Annotated in this window: 11 protein-coding genes; 4 read left to right on the top strand and 7 right to left on the bottom strand. The window is 71.0% G+C overall.

Translation table 11 applies throughout. The features are described from left to right. Window position 1: 1 nt before the first annotated feature. Window positions 2-3,736, bottom strand: a complete 3,735-nt coding sequence (locus tag BDK92_RS09180) for a S8 family serine peptidase (RefSeq protein ID WP_246016923.1) — start codon at window positions 3,734-3,736, stop codon at window positions 2-4. A 220-nt stretch (window positions 3,737-3,956) separates the two neighbouring features. On the opposite strand from BDK92_RS09180, the gene BDK92_RS09175 reads away from it, so the two are divergent. After that, on the top strand, window positions 3,957-5,558 hold the full coding sequence (locus BDK92_RS09175) for an alkaline phosphatase D family protein (RefSeq protein ID WP_211349161.1): 1,602 nt from the start codon (window positions 3,957-3,959) through the stop codon (window positions 5,556-5,558). Window positions 5,559-5,569: 11 nt separating this feature from the next. Continuing rightward, window positions 5,570-6,457: a discoidin domain-containing protein gene (locus tag BDK92_RS09170; RefSeq protein WP_170208529.1), complete on the top strand. Its 888-nt coding sequence runs from the start codon at window positions 5,570-5,572 to the stop codon at window positions 6,455-6,457. A gap of 98 nt (window positions 6,458-6,555) precedes the next feature. Here BDK92_RS09170 and BDK92_RS09165 read toward each other — a convergent pair whose 3' ends face one another. The 5 genes from BDK92_RS09165 to BDK92_RS09145 all read right to left on the bottom strand — a co-directional run bounded on the left by BDK92_RS09165 (window position 6,556) and on the right by BDK92_RS09145 (window position 12,592). Then, window positions 6,556-8,421, bottom strand: a complete 1,866-nt coding sequence (locus BDK92_RS09165; RefSeq protein WP_121156333.1) for a laminin G domain-containing metallophosphoesterase family protein — start codon at window positions 8,419-8,421, stop codon at window positions 6,556-6,558. A 181-nt stretch (window positions 8,422-8,602) separates the two neighbouring features. Beyond that, window positions 8,603-9,427, bottom strand: a complete 825-nt coding sequence (locus BDK92_RS09160) for an SH3 domain-containing protein (RefSeq protein WP_211349160.1) — start codon at window positions 9,425-9,427, stop codon at window positions 8,603-8,605. 75 nt (window positions 9,428-9,502) lie between these two features. Further along, window positions 9,503-10,225, bottom strand: coding sequence for a response regulator (locus BDK92_RS09155; RefSeq protein WP_121156332.1), 723 nt, complete (start codon window positions 10,223-10,225; stop codon window positions 9,503-9,505). Then, on the bottom strand, window positions 10,195-11,397 hold the full coding sequence (locus tag BDK92_RS09150) for a hypothetical protein (protein ID WP_246016917.1): 1,203 nt from the start codon (window positions 11,395-11,397) through the stop codon (window positions 10,195-10,197). The genes BDK92_RS09155 and BDK92_RS09150 overlap by 31 nt, the downstream gene beginning before the upstream one ends. Continuing rightward, window positions 11,387-12,592, bottom strand: coding sequence for a sensor histidine kinase (locus tag BDK92_RS09145; RefSeq protein ID WP_121156331.1), 1,206 nt, complete (start codon window positions 12,590-12,592; stop codon window positions 11,387-11,389). Before BDK92_RS09145 ends, BDK92_RS09150 begins: the two co-directional genes overlap by 11 nt. Before the next feature lie 152 nt (window positions 12,593-12,744). Here BDK92_RS09145 and BDK92_RS09140 point away from each other — a divergent pair, with 152 nt between their 5' ends. Continuing rightward, window positions 12,745-13,668, top strand: a complete 924-nt coding sequence (locus tag BDK92_RS09140; protein WP_121156330.1) for a DUF72 domain-containing protein — start codon at window positions 12,745-12,747, stop codon at window positions 13,666-13,668. Here BDK92_RS09140 and BDK92_RS09135 read toward each other — a convergent pair. Continuing rightward, window positions 13,665-14,261: a hypothetical protein gene (locus BDK92_RS09135; protein ID WP_121156329.1), complete on the bottom strand. Its 597-nt coding sequence runs from the start codon at window positions 14,259-14,261 to the stop codon at window positions 13,665-13,667. The two genes, BDK92_RS09140 and BDK92_RS09135, sit on opposite strands and share 4 nt — an antisense overlap. A 149-nt stretch (window positions 14,262-14,410) precedes the next feature. On the opposite strand from BDK92_RS09135, the gene BDK92_RS09130 reads away from it, so the two are divergent. After that, window positions 14,411-15,238: a MerR family transcriptional regulator gene (locus tag BDK92_RS09130; RefSeq protein ID WP_121161861.1), complete on the top strand. Its 828-nt coding sequence runs from the start codon at window positions 14,411-14,413 to the stop codon at window positions 15,236-15,238. Window positions 15,239-15,293 lie beyond the last annotated feature (55 nt).

The raw sequence follows: 15,293 nt of genomic DNA, 5'->3' as shown, positions 1-15,293 counted from the left end.
CTCAGCGCAGGCCGAAGGCCCGGGTGAGGGTCTGCGAGACGGTGTTGCCGGAGCTGTCCTTGGCACTGGCCCGCAGGGTCACGAACTGCGCCGTGTCGGTCGCCTTGAGCTTGGTCGACCAGCCGAAGTCGTTCTGCGTCAGCTTCGCCCGCTGCCAGGTCGCCCCGTCGTCGTACGAGAGTTCCAGGGTGACCTCCCGGATGGTGGCGGTCACGCCGGGCAGGTGCGAGGCGGCCACCGACAGTTCGGTGTGCCGGCCGGCCTTGCCGTCGGTGTCCGTCGCCACGTCGTAGTCGAGCTGGATCAGTGGCAGTGTCTCCGTCGACTCCTCGCCGGTCGCCGCCGAGGTGAAGTTCCACTCGGTCAGCGTGTGGGTCGAGTACGGGTTCGCCCAGGTGCCCCGGTCGTTGTCGACCACCAGCCGGTACGGCAACCGCTCCGGGGCGAGTCCGCTGACCGGAAGGTACTCGGCGTTGCCCCACAGAAGCTGCTGGTCGCCCTGGTAGAGCGCGGCCCAGTTCCGTACGTCGTAGTTGCCGCCGGCGTCGCCCACGTAACCGGAGCCCGAGGCACCCCAACCCGGCACCGGGATGTAGACCGAGTCGAGGTAACGGACCGGCTGGTAGTTGACCGGCCCCATCCGGGGGCGCTGGATCGGACCGAACCAGCTCACCTTGCTGATCGGCCCGACCGGGTAGCGGGCGGCGACGCCCACCAGGTGCTGTCCGGTCTCGCCGAGGATCTGCGCGTCGTTCGTCCAGCTCACGTCTGCGGTGACCCAGTCGGTCCGGTCACCCTGGGCGGCCACGGTGAGCTGGTTGCCGACCGCCCAGCCGCGCCAGACGTCGGGGCGGAACTCCATCGCCTTGCCCTGGCGGAAGTTGCGGAACGACACGTCCACCCGGGCCAGGTCCTTCGGCGTCGAGCGCCAGGTCGGATTCGCCGGCACCGCACCGGTCCAGTGGTGCACCACGTCGTAGAGGTAGTCGGTGGTGGGGTTCGAGGTGACCGTGAGTGGCACGCTGCCACGGCGGAGTTCGCCGATCAGCTCCGCGCCCTCGTCGGCGGTGAGGGTCGCCACCGTGATCGGGGCGGGGCTTTCCGGGGTCCACGGGTTCTCGTCCCAGGGGTCGAGCCGCCCCACACCGTCGTTGACGACCAGGAGCAGCTTCGCGCCGGCGGTCGCCGCGTTCTGGGCCTGTTCCGCCAGGGCGATGGTGTCGCTGCGACGGACCACCACGGCCTTGTCGCGTACGTCGCGCTTGGCCAGGTCGGCCGGGGTGCCGTCGTTGGCGAAGACCGCCGGCAGTTGCGCGGTGCCGGCCGGCAGCGGCGTTGCCGCCCGCTTGACCAGCAGATCCTCATAGGTACGCGACTTGGTGGCCACGGTGAGCGCGGGCTGTTCGAGCCGGAACCGGGCGCCGAACTCGAACGCCCCGTCGGTCACCTTCTTGCCGGTCGGCAGCGCCCAGATGCTGTCGTACGACGCGTTCGGCAGCGCCGAGCTCTCCACCATGCTGTCGGTGTAGGAGCGGTGGATGTCGAGCCGGACGGCGGCCGGGGTCGATTCCTTCGGCACGTACGCCTGGACCCGGCGGAGCTTGGTGCCGTCCAGGGTGACGGTCCGGTCCTTGTCCAGCTTGACGTCGTTGAAGGGGAGCAGCGCCATGCCGAGCGAGTGCGGGCCGTTGGCGCCCTGCACGTCGGCGCTGAGCCAGCCGGAGTAGCTGCCCACCGGCAGCCGCAGGGTGCCGGTGCCGGAGGCGTCGAGGTCGACCGCGGCGAAGAGGTTCTGCGCGGTGACGATGACCTTGCCCGAGAGCGGTTTGCCGGAGCGGTCGGTGGCGACGACGGTCAGGTTCTGCCGCTGTCCCTCGCGGACGGCGCCGATGAGCGTGTGCGCGCGGACCGTACCGGTGTTGTCCTTGGCGTGGATCATGCCGCTGATCGGCTGGTCGACCGGGAGCAGGTCCAGCTTCGCGGTCAGCGTGACCGAGCCGGTGCCGTGCGCCGGTACGGTCACCCGGTTGGTGGAGAGGGTGAAGAGCCCGGCCGGGGCGGTGGCGTCGACGGCCAGGTCGAGGGTGACCGGGGCGTCGCCGACGTTGGTGTACGTCACCTGCTTGACGTCGGTCTCACCCGGCTCCGACGGCCACGGGTGGAACCCGGAGGAGGCGGAGGCGGTGGCGAAGACGGTCGCGTGGACCGCGGCCTCGACGTCGACCCGCCCACTGCCGGCCTGGTACGGGGTGTAGGCCGGGGTGGCCTTGGTACTGCTGACCAGCGCCTGTTTGATCTGCTGGCCGGTCCAGTCCGGGTGGGCGGCGAGCACCAGTGCGGCGGCACCGGCGACGTGCGGCGTAGCCATCGAGGTGCCGCTCATCATGGTGTAGTAGCCCGATCCGCCCCGTACGTAGTGGGAGCGGGCGGCGAGGATGTCGACGCCCGGTGCGGTGATCTCCGGCTTCAGTCCGCCGTCACCCACGCTCGGACCCTGGCTGGAGTCGTCGGCGAGCCGGTCGTTGGAGTCGACCGAGCCGACGGTCAGCGCGGAGTCCGCCGTACCCGGGGTGCCGATGGTCTGTGGGCCGCTGTTGCCGGCGGCGACCACGAACAACGCGCCGGTCTCGGCGCTGAGCCGGTTGACCGCCTCGGTCATCGGGTCGGTGTCGTCGGTCGCGCCGCCGCCCAGGCTCATGCTGATGATCCGGGCCTTCTCCTGCCGGGCGGCCCACTCCATGCCCGCGATGATCCAGGAGTCCTGCCCCTGGCCCTCGTTGTTGAGGACCTTGCCGACGTGCAGTTTCACGCCCGGCGCGACGCCCTTCTCCTTGCCGTCGGAGGCGGCGCCGCTGCCGGCGATCGTCGACGCGACGTGCGTACCGTGGCCCTGGTAGTCGGTCACGTCCTCGTCCGGCACGAAGCTGGCGCTGCTGGCGATCTGGTCGGCCAGGTCCGGATGTTCGGTGTCCACGCCCGTGTCGAGCACCGCGACCGCCACGCCGGTGGCGGTGTTGCCCTCCGCCCAGACCCGCTGGGCGCCGATCTGCGCGGTCGAGTCGGCCAGGTCGGCCGTGACCCGGCCGTCGAGCCAGACCTTGGCGATGCCGTTGGTGAGCGACGGGTTGGCCGGCGCGCGGCGGGTCGCCGGGGCGTCCGGGGTCGGCACCGGGGTTCCGGTGAGCGACGACCAGAAGGTCGGGGCCTGTGCCCGCTGCTGCGCCACGGCCGCGCCCTGAACGCTGGTCAGCGGGCGTACGGCGGTGGAGCCGGCCACGTTCGCGGTGGTGCGGGCGCGGGCGGCGGTGTCGGTGTAGCGGACGATCAGCGGCAGTTTGTCGCTGTGCGCGTCGTCGTAGCCGTCGGCGATCAGCCCGGTCACGTTGAACAGCTGCCGGTCGAGCACACCCGCGGTGACGTACGGCAGCGCCGCGTCCGGGTAGACGTAGAGCGAGCCGTCGAGCACGGCGCGGTGGAAGCTGGCGGTGGTCCCGTTCGGACCCTCCACCGAGCGTAGGGCGGTGCCGTCGGCGGCGGTGCCGACCGTCACCTTGTCACCGGTGATCAGGGTGACGCTCTGCGAGCTGCCGCCGGCCGGCAGTGGCGCGGTGACGGGGTGCTGGGGCGGAACCGGGCCCGCGGGTGCTGCGGCGGCCGGTGGCGCGACGCCCACGGCCAGGGCCGCAGCCGTACCGAGGGCGATCAGCCCCGGTCTGCGGATGGGTACGAAAGACAAGGGGTTCCCCTTTTGGTCATCGGATGTCGCCAAGATCATCCGATCGGTTTGTCACGCCGACATCACGGTCGACTGGCGACCTTGGGACATGGCGCATTTCCGCCACTGTCGGGCGGATTCCACATCCCGCTCCATGGCCCGCCACCTGGCGGCCATCTCGCCCGCGCTTAATGATCAACGACCGTAGGACGAATTGTGCCCTTTGGAAGGAGCCCCGCGCGTGATCGCAGCGGAAGACCCCAGGCCGGCGGCGCGTCTGGCCCGGCGACGGTTCCTGACCGTCACCGGCGCCGCGACGGCACTCGCCTTCGCCACCAACCTCCCCGGCGGGTCAACCGCCGACGCCACCACCGGCACGCTGCCCGACGACCCGTTCACCCTCGGCGTCGCCTCCGGTGACCCGCTGCCCGAAGCGGTGGTGATCTGGACCCGGCTGGCGCCGCGCCCGTACGAGCCGTTGGGCGGAATGCCGTACCGCGCGGTCGAGGTCGAGTGGCAGGTGGCGAGCGACGAGCGGTTCCGGCACGTGGTCCGCTCCGGGCAGGCGACCGCGCGACCCGAGTACAGCTACAGCGTGCACGTGGACGTACGCGGACTGCAGCCCAAACGGCACTACTGGTACCGCTTCAAGGTCGGTCGGTACCTCAGCCCGGTCGGCCGTACCCGCACCACCCCGGACCGGGGCCAGCGGGTCGACCAGCTCACCTTCGCCGTCGCCTCCTGCCAGTCCTGGCCGGACGGCTACTACACCGCGCACCGGCACATCGCCGACGAGGACGTCGACGCGGTGCTCTTCCTCGGCGACTACATCTACGAGTACGGCATTTCCGCCGCCGGCGGCCTGCGCAACCTCACCGAACCGGTACCCAGCCAGTTCCGTACCGAGGCCGACACCCTCGACCGGTACCGGCTCCAGTACGCGCTCTACAAGTCCGACCCGGACCTGCGGGCCGCGCACCAGGCCGCCCCGTGGATCGCCACCTGGGACGACCACGAGGTCCAGGACAACTACGCGAACCTGACCTCGAAGAGCAACGCGCCGGTGGAGGACTTCCTGGTCCGGCGGGCCAGCGCCTACCGGGCCTACTGGGAGCACATGCCGCTGCGCTCGCCGGCACCCCAGGGGCCGAACTACATGCTCTACCGCCGGTTCACCTTCGGCCGGCTGGCCGAACTGAACGTGCTCGACACCCGCCAGTACCGCTCCGACCAGGCCTCCGGCGACGGCTGGAAGGTCGACTCCGAGGCGCGGCGTGACCCGGCCCGCGCCCTGGCCGGCGCCCAGCAGCAGCGGTGGCTGCTCGACGGTGTCCGTACCTCGCACGCGACCTGGAACCTGCTCGCCAACCAGGTGGTGATGAGCCGGATGGACCAGGACCCGACCGCCGGCGACCTGTACAACATGGACGCCTGGGACGGTTACGCCGCCGAACAGAAGGTCACCCTCGACGGGCTCGCTACGCTGCGCGGACGCAACCCGGTGGTGCTCACCGGCGACGTACACGCCGCGTACGCGCTGGACATGAAGCGTGACTTCGCCGACCCGGCCTCGCAGACGTACGGGGTGGAGCTCGTCGCCACCTCGATCAGCAGCGGTGGCAACGGCACCGAGGTCTCCGCCACCGGGCAGAAGTTCCTCGACAGCAACCCGCACCTCAAGCTCGTCAACGAGCGGCGCGGCTACCTCCGGGTCCGGCTCACCGAACGCGAACTGCGGGCCGACTACCGGGCGGTGCCGTACGTGGACCGGCCCGACGCCCCGGTCTCGACCATCACGTCGTTCGCCGTCGAGGCCGGCAACCCCGGCCTGAACCCGGTATGAGGGGGAAAGTCATGACGCGTACTCTCTGGCGCCGGCTCGCCGGCCTGTCCCGTGGACGCAAGGCCGCCGTCGCCGGTGCCGTCGTCGCCCTGGTGGCGATCGGCGGTACGGCCCCGGCCGTGGCTGGTCGACCCGAACCGGCACGGCTGAGCCTCGGCTCCGACGTCAGCCTGGTCCAGGTGAACCCGATCCCCTGCGCCAACCAGGGATTCCAGCTCCAGTTCGGCAACACCGGGCGCTCGGAGGTGTACGCCGACGCGTTTCTCGAGGTGCCGGCGCCGCTGAAGCTCTCCCGGAACCTGGTCTCCAGCTACCTGCCGGCCGGCTACACGCTCAAGGTGCCGATCGCGGTCACCGCCCCCCGGGACACCGCACCCGGCCGGTACGCGGTCACCGTCCGCTCCGGGCAGCAGCGGCTCACCGTACCGGTCGAGGTCGCCCCCGCCCCGGTGGAGGAGACCGGCAACCTGGCCCGGTACGTGCCCGTCTCGGCCTCCTCGGAGAACCTGCCCACCTATCCGGCCTGCGGGGCGGTCGACGGTGACCGGGACTCGACCCACTGGGCCTCCACCACCGGCTGGAACGACTCGACCAAGGGCAGCTTCCCGGACTGGCTCCAGGTGACGTTCGACCGACCGCAGTCGGTGGGCCGGGTCGACCTCTACACCCTCGACTCCGCCAAGTACCCGGCCGCCCGCTACGGGCTGCGGGACTGGGACGTCCAGGTACGCGTCAACGACACCTGGCAGACCGTCGCGCAGGTCCGTGGCAACGTCGCCGGGCTGGTCAGTTCCACCTTCCCGGCGGTCACCGCGACCGCGATGCGGATCGTCACGCTGGTCAGCAACGAGACCGCCGGCTACTCGCGGGTCATCGAGCTGGAGGCGTACGCCTCCTGACCGGACGATGTCCCGTCACGCCGTGACGCCGGGTCCGGGTCGAGAACACTCTCGACCCGGACCCGGCGTCTGTCATCCGTGCGCCTCGACCCCTCGACTCACTCGTACGGGGTCAGGAACTCGGCGGGACGCAGCGCCCGGCCGGTGATCCGGACGTCGCCGATCCATCCGTAGAAACCCTGACCGTACTTGAGGTTGGAGGAGGTGGCCCCGATCACGAACGGCAGGCCGAGGGTGGCGATGCCGGTCGACAACTGGGTGGGGTTCCGGGCGATCTTCGAGCCGTCGACGTAGACGGTGGTCGCCCGGCTGTTGTTCACCACGGCGATGTGCGTCCAGCGACCGACCGGCAGGGCGTGGCTCCAGGAGGTCGGGTCGGCGTCCTGCTTGTCGGGGTAGACGACGTACTGGAGGAACCGCTCCGAGGAGACGTTCAGGCTGCAGGTGCACTCGTCGGGGGACCAGCCGGTGGTCTTGCCGGCGTCACCGCTGCGCCCCTCCCAGCTGAAGATGCCCATCCAGGCGTGGTCGCCCTCGAACGGGTCGGGCAGCTTGATGAAGGTCTCGATGGTGTAGCCGCTGGTGAACTTCATGCTGTTGATCGGCGCGTTCGGGCCGGCCCGCAGGATCGCACCCCGGTCCGGTCCCTTGCCGCCGTCGAAGCGGAGGCTGGCGTGCGCCGGTTGACCCAGGTGGTGCTCGGTCGAATAGCGCAGCACCTCGGGGGTGCTGTTGTTGAGCCGCTGCACGGTCAGGTCGTTGCCGTTGCCGGTCAGGTCGCGGGCCACCACACCGGCCGGGACCGGGGCCCCGGACACGCCGGTGACCAGGCCGTACGAGTCGAACCGCCAGTACGCCACGGTGGCGTGGGCCACGACGGTCGCCGGTGGCCGAGGCGCGGGCGGCGTCGTCGGTGCGAATCCGTTGAACCGCGCCGTGAAGTCGATCTCCATGCTGAACCGGTCGACCGCTCCGGTGAGTTCGATCGTCTCCGCCTCCAGCGGCGACCGCTTCGCGGGGTCGCGGGCCAGGAACCACGGCGAGAACGTCTCGACGTCGACCACACCGCGCACCACGTCGAAGTGGTAGAGGCGGATCATCGCCGCCCCGCCGTAGTAGCGGTCCTGGTAGTTGGTGATGTGGACCTGGACGTCGTTGCCGGCGGCGTTGCGCAGCGTGGTCCGACCCGGCGGCCAGTAGTGACCATTGAGGGTGAGGAAGATCTGGTCGTTGTCGCGGATCAGCCGGTCCCAGAGGCGCCGACCGTTCTCCGACAACTGCGCCTGCCCGGCGTCGTCGGCCGAGGCCAGGTCGTGTGTGGTGAGGATGACCGGCAGGGTGTGGTTGGCGTCGATGACCCCCTGTGCCCACTGGAGGCCCTTGTCCGAGATGCGCCAGTCCAGCGCCAGCACCAGCCAGTCCCGGCCGGCGGCGCGCAGCACGTGGAAGCTGTTGTACCCGTCCGGCGACGCCCCGCCGAAGGTCGGCATCTGGGCGAACCGCTGCGGTCCGAAGGCACGCAGGTAGGCGCTGTCGCCGCGCTGGTCGTCGCCGCCCCGGATGTCGTGGTTACCGGCCAGCACGCTGTACGGCAGCTTGCCGTCGAGCGTACGGAAGGCTTCGCCGGCCAGCGTGATCTCGTGCTCGCTGCCGTGCTCGGTGACGTCACCGAGGTGCGTCATGAACACGATGTTCGCGTCCTTGCGCTCCTGGTTGAGGTAACGGAACGTCGCCTTCAGCGGTTCCGGATCCGAGCTGTCCTCGTCGAAGAGGTACTGGGTGTCCGGCAGCACGGCGATGGTGAACCGGGGGTTCTCCGGGTCGGACTGACCCAACGCCTCGGCGGCGGCCAGGGCGGGGGAGGAGTTGAACATCGTCGTGGCGGCACCGACCGCGGGCGCGGCGAGCGCGGCCTGCAAAAGGGTACGGCGCTCCACGCGGCGCTGATCGCCGATGTTGGCCATCTTTACTCCAAAGCGGGTGGTCGTAGTTGACGCCCCACTCTGTTGGCTGCCGATGAGCGGCTGACAACGCCGGCTTGAACGGGTACGGGCGACCAGCCGAAGATCGACTTGGTCGGCCCGTTCCCCTCGCCGGTCCCGCCCCTGGTGCTGCCGCCGCCGGGCGCCTTCTGACCCGGGCCGGTCAGGAGGCCGAACCCGGCTGCCGGGAGCGCCGCAGGCCGGCACTGCCGGCCTGCGGCGCCCGGCGCGCGGAGAAGGAGCTCCGCGTCGGCCGGCGGTGATAGTCGTCCCTGTGTGTGAACTCGACGACCATCGCCCCGGGAAGAACAACGCCCCGCAGATCCGCGAGGCCCTCGCTGGACCGCCCCACCCCGGCCCGTACGGTGAGCGTCTCCCGCTCCTGTGGCGACATCTCCGGCGTACCGGGGTGGGCCAGCCGGAACTGGGCGACCGCCCGGCGGACCAGATGGATCAGCTCGGCGGCGCCCCCGCCCTGCTCGACCTCGCCGCCCCCGAACGAGAGCGCCGGTTGCCGGATCGTCCGCAGGCTGTCACAGACCAGCAGCACCCGCGCCGGCCGCGCCGCCCGGTTCCCGGTCGCCGGTTCGGCCGGCATCAGATGCAGCCGCCCCGGCCACTGCCAGCGGATCTGCCCGGTGATGATCCGGTTGGTGGCGTTGTCGCGGCGCCGGTGCCGGGGCCGTCCCGGGCCGGTACGCCGATCCGTCACCTCCTCGAAGCCCCACTCCTCGCAGACGAAGGCGAGGCGCCGGTCGGTGACGGTCAGCTCCGCCGGACGGAGCAGGGACCAGTGCAGGGTGCCGTTGCCGAGGGTGGGACCGAGCAAATAGCCGGCCACCTCCACCCGGCCACGCCAGAGCGCCCGTTCACCGGGGTCCAGGACGACCCGGTGCTCCCGGTCGAGTTGCGGGAAGGCACGGTCGTCCTGGTCGTCGTGGTCGAAGCGGTGCGGACGGACGAAGTATGGGGATGCGTCGTCGCTCATCGGCGAAGGGCCTCCTGTTGACGAACTTCCTCCGCACCAGGTTCGCCGATCGGATGATCGGCGTCATGACAGCTGTTAGGGGGTCGGCTGATCGGGGGAGGCGTATGACCGGTAGTCGATGATTTCCTCTGCCCGTACGAGTCCGTCCTCGATCGCTCGGGCGAGCAGCGCCGCCTTGGTGGCGGCCGGACGTCCGGCGCGGGCGTACTTGATCCGGGCCCGGTCGACGTACTGCTTCACGGTGTGCTCACTGATGTTCATCCGGCGGGCCACCGACGCCTTCGACATCGACTGGAACCAGAGCAGCAGCGCCTCCCGCTCCTTCTCGGAGAGGACCGGCCGGCCCGAGCGCCGGTCGCCGACGATCGCACCGGCGAGCGCGGGCGGTACGTAGCCCCGGTCGCTCGCCGCGGCGAGCACGGTGGTGACACAGTGCTCCCGCCCCTCGTGCTTGGCGAGGAACGCCACCGCCCCGGCGTCGAGCACGGAGAGGATGACGTCCGCCTCGGTGTGCTCGGAGTAGACCACCACCCGCCGGCCGGCGGCCCCCAGCTCGGCCACCTTGTCGATCACCAGGTGACCGTGCAGCCGCAGGTCCAGCAGGATGACGTCGGCCATCGGCTGGTCGTCGGCGAGCACCACGTCCGGGTCCTCGCCGGTCGCCACCACGATGAGCCGGGGCTCCTGGGCGAGCCAGGAGCGCACCCCCTCCACCACAACCGGGTGGTCGTCGATGATCGCGACGGTGAAGCGCTTCTCCGTATCGGTCATGACGCCCGCCACCGGGTCTGCGCCCATACCTGTTCCCCATCCCGTTCGTACACGTACTCGACTTCCTCGTCGGCGACGACCGGTGGGGCCGGCCCGACCGGATCCGCCGCCGTACCGGAGGTGACCAGGCTGACCACGACCTCCGCCGGCTCGGCGACCACCGTCAACCTGGCCCACCGCTGGGCCGACGCGAGAGTCGCGGTCAGCGGCTCGGCCAGCCGGCGGCGTACGTGCACGGGCAGTGCCGGCAGCGTACCGACGGCGACCAGCTCGACCAGCAGGCCGTTGCGTTCCGCGATGTCCACCGCGGCGCGCAGTTCGTGCAGCAGCGGATCGGGCACGTCGTCGGATTCGGCGATCAGCCGGCGCAACCGGGACGCCTCCAACGCGCAGCGCCGTTGCACCGCCGGGTCGGTCGGGTCGGCACGCCCCTCGGCCAGTTCGGTGAGGATCGCCCCGGCCGTCCGGTTGACCAGGGAAAGCCGTTCCTGGCGCTCCGCCCTGGCCCGCTGCGCGGCGATCCGTTCAGCCTCCAGGGCGGCGCGGGCGGTCGCCGTGCCGGCCGTACGGGCGGCCAGGGTACGGAGCACGCTCGCCGCGACGCTGAACGCGATCGGCAACGTCGCGGTGCCGTAGGTGTACATGGCGTACCGACTCAGGCCGGCGGCGTTCCCGGCCCCGTTGACGAAGACCGCCACCAGCGCGACCGTCGCCTCGATGGCGAAAACCGCGACCAGCGGTGCGACCGGGCGCCCCCACAGCACCAGGACGACGAACCAGCCGAGCGTGCCCCAGCCCCAGTTCGCCGGCTGGAACAGCAGCGTGGCCGGGGTGTTGACGAAGACCACCGCCTCGACCAGCAGCAGTACGGCGATCAGCCGCCAGGTCGGTGTCGGTGTGCCGCGCAGCAGGTGGGCGGCGGAGATCGCGCCGACGACCACGAAGACCAGCCAGCCGACACCGACCGTCCACGGTGCCCGGTAGACCGACCAACTGCCCACGATCGCCGGTACGTTGATCGCCAGGTGCCAACCGAAGGCGATGAGGACGGCCGCCACCCGACTGCCCCGGTCGGCGGTCGCCGCCACGTCGGCCACGACATCCCGGGCCGGGTTCCCGGTGCCGGGGGGCGTGCCTGCGGCCCCGGCGACGTAGGCGCGGCTCATCCCGCTGGCGAGGGCGGGCAGCTCAACCCGCATCGGGCCACTCCAGCCGTACCCGGGTGCCGTGTCCGGTGCGTGACTCGACCTCGGCCCGCCCGCCGACGGCCGTCATCCGCCCGTGGATCGACTCGCGCAGGCCGAACCGGTGCAGCGGGACGGCGAGCGGGTCGAAGCCGGGTCCGTCGTCGGTCACCTCCACCACCACCGCGCCGTCGCGGGAGCGCAGCCGGACCGAGGCGGTCGCGCCGGGGGCGTGCCGGACCACGTTGGAGAGCGCCTCGGCGGTGCTGTCGGCAAGGGCGTCGGCGACGGCGGGCGGCACCGCGCAGGATGTCAGGTCGGCGGTGACGTCCGGTTGGCCGGCCCGGAACAGGACCGTCCGCAGCCGGTCGTCGAGCGCGACCGACGTGCTCGGCCCGGCCGCCGGCAGTGGCGGCCGGTCGCGCGAGCTGGCCAGTTCGGCGAGCGTACGCAGGTCGGCGGCGGCACGCTCACGCAGCAGTGGCGACCCGGCGGGGACGCCACCGAGGCCGACCACGGTGAGCGTGGAGAGCACGGTGTCGTGCAGGTCGCGGTTGTGTTGGCGTTCGGCCTCCCGGGCGGCACGGTCGATCAGCACCTCCCGGGAGGTGCGCTGGTAGTCCGCGAACGCCTCGTCCGCGGCGCGGCTGCTGCGCCGGGTCAGCACGGCCAGCCCCGCCCCGAAAACGGTCTGGATGATCAGCGTCAGGGCGTGCGCGACCGCCTCGGTGTCGTTGCCGGCGAGGTGCGCGCCGGCCGCGTACGCCGAGGTGACCACCAGACCGGCCGGAATGGAGAGGCGCGCGGGGAGTCCGAAGTGGGCGACCACGATCGAGGTGCTGGCGAGGATGGCGAGCCAACTGCCCTCGCCGGGCAGCACCTCGGCGGCGACCAGCCGGTTCATCAGCAGGCAGGCGACGATGGTCAGGGAGAGGTCGACCAGGATGACCGGGGCGGTGAGTCCCCGTCGCAGGGTCCATCCGGTGAAGAGCAGCGACCAGCCGGTCAGTACGACCACGGTGGTGATCAGCAGCGGGGTGGAGACCGGCGGTGTCCGTACCGCCAGCGCCACGGCGGCCCCGGCGAGCCCGCAGGTCAGCCGGAGCAGGGCGGGGAAGAGTGTGAAGACCTGGACGAGGGCCTTGCCGGCGGGTTTTTCCTCGCCCTGGAAGGTGGGAGAGGTGCTGACGGGAATGGCGACTGTCGTCAATTTCCGTCCTCCCCGGCGACTCTGGTGATCACTGGACGGACGTCCATTACATCGACGGGGGAGAATAGCACAAATCCCCCGACCCGCTCTGGATCAACGGGTCAACCAGGCAAGCCGGTTTCAGTACGGGCGGGACGGAGAACAGTAAGGCGATGAGTGACATACGGGTGGGCACATCGTCCTGGGCGGACCGACTGCTCCTAGCCTCGAAATGGTATCCCCGGGAGGCCAACAGCCCGGCTGGGCGGCTCGCCTACTACGCCAGCCGGTTCGACCTGGTCGAAGTGGACACCAGCTACTACGCACTGCCCACACCGGAGACGACCACCGCCTGGGCCGACCGTACGCCGCCGACGTTCACATTCGACGTGAAGGCGTTCAGTCTCTTCACCGGGCACCCCACCGCCATCTCCGCGCTACCCCGGGACCTGCGTCCCGCCGGCGACCCCGACAGCCGGGTACGGCGCCGCGACCTGCCCGAGGCGACGTACGACGAACTCTGGGCCAGGTTCCGTACCGTCCTCGAACCGATCGCCACCACCGGCAAGCTGGGCGTGGTGCTGTTGCAGTTCCCGCCCTGGCTGCGCTACAGCGAGGCGGCCAAACGCAGGATCGTCGAGGTCGCCGAGCGCTGCCGGCCGTACCGGGTGGCGGTCGAGTTCCGGCACGGCTCGTGGCTCGACCCCGACAACGCCCGCTACACCGTCGGCTTCCTCGCCCGCAACGACCTGTCCATGGTGAGCGTCGACATGCCGCAGGGACACGCCTCCTCCGTACCCCCGGTCCTGATCGCCACCGCGGACCCGGCGGTGGTCCGGTTCCACGGGCACAGCCCGGCCTGGGGCGGCGGCGACAAACAGGAAAAATTCCGGTACGCCTACAGCGAGGGTGAACTCGCCCGCTGGGCGGACCGGCTACGCGAATTCGCCCGGGAAACCGACGAGCTGCACGTGCTGATGAACAACTGCTGCGGTGACCAGGCTCCCCGCGACGCCGCCCGGCTCGCCGAACTGCTCGGTCGCCGCCCCGACGGCCGGTACGCGAAGCCACGGCCGCTGGTCTCGTCGCACTCCTAGGCCCCGGCCCGGTCACCCGGACGCGGTGCCTGGATGGCGAGGAACGCGTCGATGTGACGCAGGTGCTTCGGGGTCAGCCCGAGATGCGCCGGCGGGGACACGATCAGTGTCGGCGCCAGCCGGGCCAGCTCCGCACCGTTGTCGTGCCCACGCAACTCCCAGGTCGCGTCGTCGTCGGTCCAGACCAGCGGGCGCCCCTCGTCGCGTACCACCCGCTCGGCCGCCGGATACTTCCACCAGCCGTGGCTCACCGCGGTCGGCGCGGCCCCGGCGAGAGCCTGCTCGCGCTCGCCGAACTCGGGGCACTCCTGCGTCTCGAAGCTCGGCAGCCCCAGCAACCGCGCCAGGTTGGCGGCGTCGTGCTGCCACGTCGTGTGCCACCGGACCTCGGCCCGCCCCTTCTCGTGCACCGCCCGGATGAAGTCCAGCACCGGCTGGGCGGCGAGGATCGGCCAGTCGACACCGGCCGAGGTGGCGGTCCCGGTGACCCACTGGTCCCGGGGCCAGACGTTCCGGTCCGGCTTCCGGCTGATCGCGTTGACCACACCGTCGATGTCGAGCAGCCATACCGGAGTCCGATCGACCGTGTCCATGGAGCAAGTTGTACGCGCCCCGTACGGGTGTAAGGAAGGGCCCCTTGTTATCGCTTTTTGTATAACAAGGGGCCCTTCCTTACACCCCAGCCGGCGGGGAGGCTCGGCTTGACTGTGACACGGTGTCAGGGGCCAGGGTGGGGCAGGTCATGTTCAGTATCGGAGACTTCGCGAAGGTCGGCCGGGTGTCGGTCCGCATGCTGCGTCACTACGACGCGATCGGACTGCTGCGCCCGGCGGTCGTCGACCCCACCAACGGATACCGCTTCTACCACGCCGACCAGTTGCGCCGGCTCAACCGGGTGATCGCCCTGAAGGACCTCGGCTTCACCCTGCAACAGGTACAGGCGGTCCTCGACGACCAACTCGACGTCGAGGAACTGCGCGGCATGCTGCGCCTGCAACGGGCGGAGCTGGCCGCGCGGCTGGCGGCGGACGCGGCCCGGCTCACCGGGATCGAGGCGAGGCTCCGGATGATCGAGAACGAGGGCCACATGCACACCGAGGACGTCGTACTGAAGAAGATCGCACCGGTCCGGGTCGCCGAGCTGAGCGCCGTCGCGGCCAGCTACGAGGCCGCCGACATCGGGCCGGTGATCCAACCCCTCTATCCCGAGGTGATCCGGCGGGTCGACGCGGCGGGAGTGGCCATGATCGGGCCGTCGGTCGCGTACTACGAGCCCGCGCCGGGCGAACCCGGCGAGGCGGTGGTGGTGCACGCCGGAGTGGCGGTCGCGGTCGCACCGCAGCCCGGTCACGACTTCGCCATCGTCGACCTGCCCGCGATCGAATCCGCCGCGACGATCATCCACCGGGGTTCGATGGACGAGGCCGACCGGAGCATGCAAATCCTCGCCCGCTGGGTCGAGGAGAACGGATACCGCATGATCGGGTACGCCCGCGAGGTCTGCCTCGAGTTCGTACCGGACCAGCCCGACCAGTGGGTGCACGAGTTCCAGGTCGAGGTCAGCCGCTAGCCACCGCCGCGCGGACGAGTCGCTCGCGGCCGTGGTCGAACGCGAGTGGGCGGAG

Origin of the sequence: Micromonospora pisi, from assembly GCF_003633685.1 — a bacterium.
Classification (GTDB): domain Bacteria; phylum Actinomycetota; class Actinomycetes; order Mycobacteriales; family Micromonosporaceae; genus Micromonospora_G; species Micromonospora_G pisi.
This window is presented reverse-complemented; position numbering and strand designations above follow the sequence as displayed.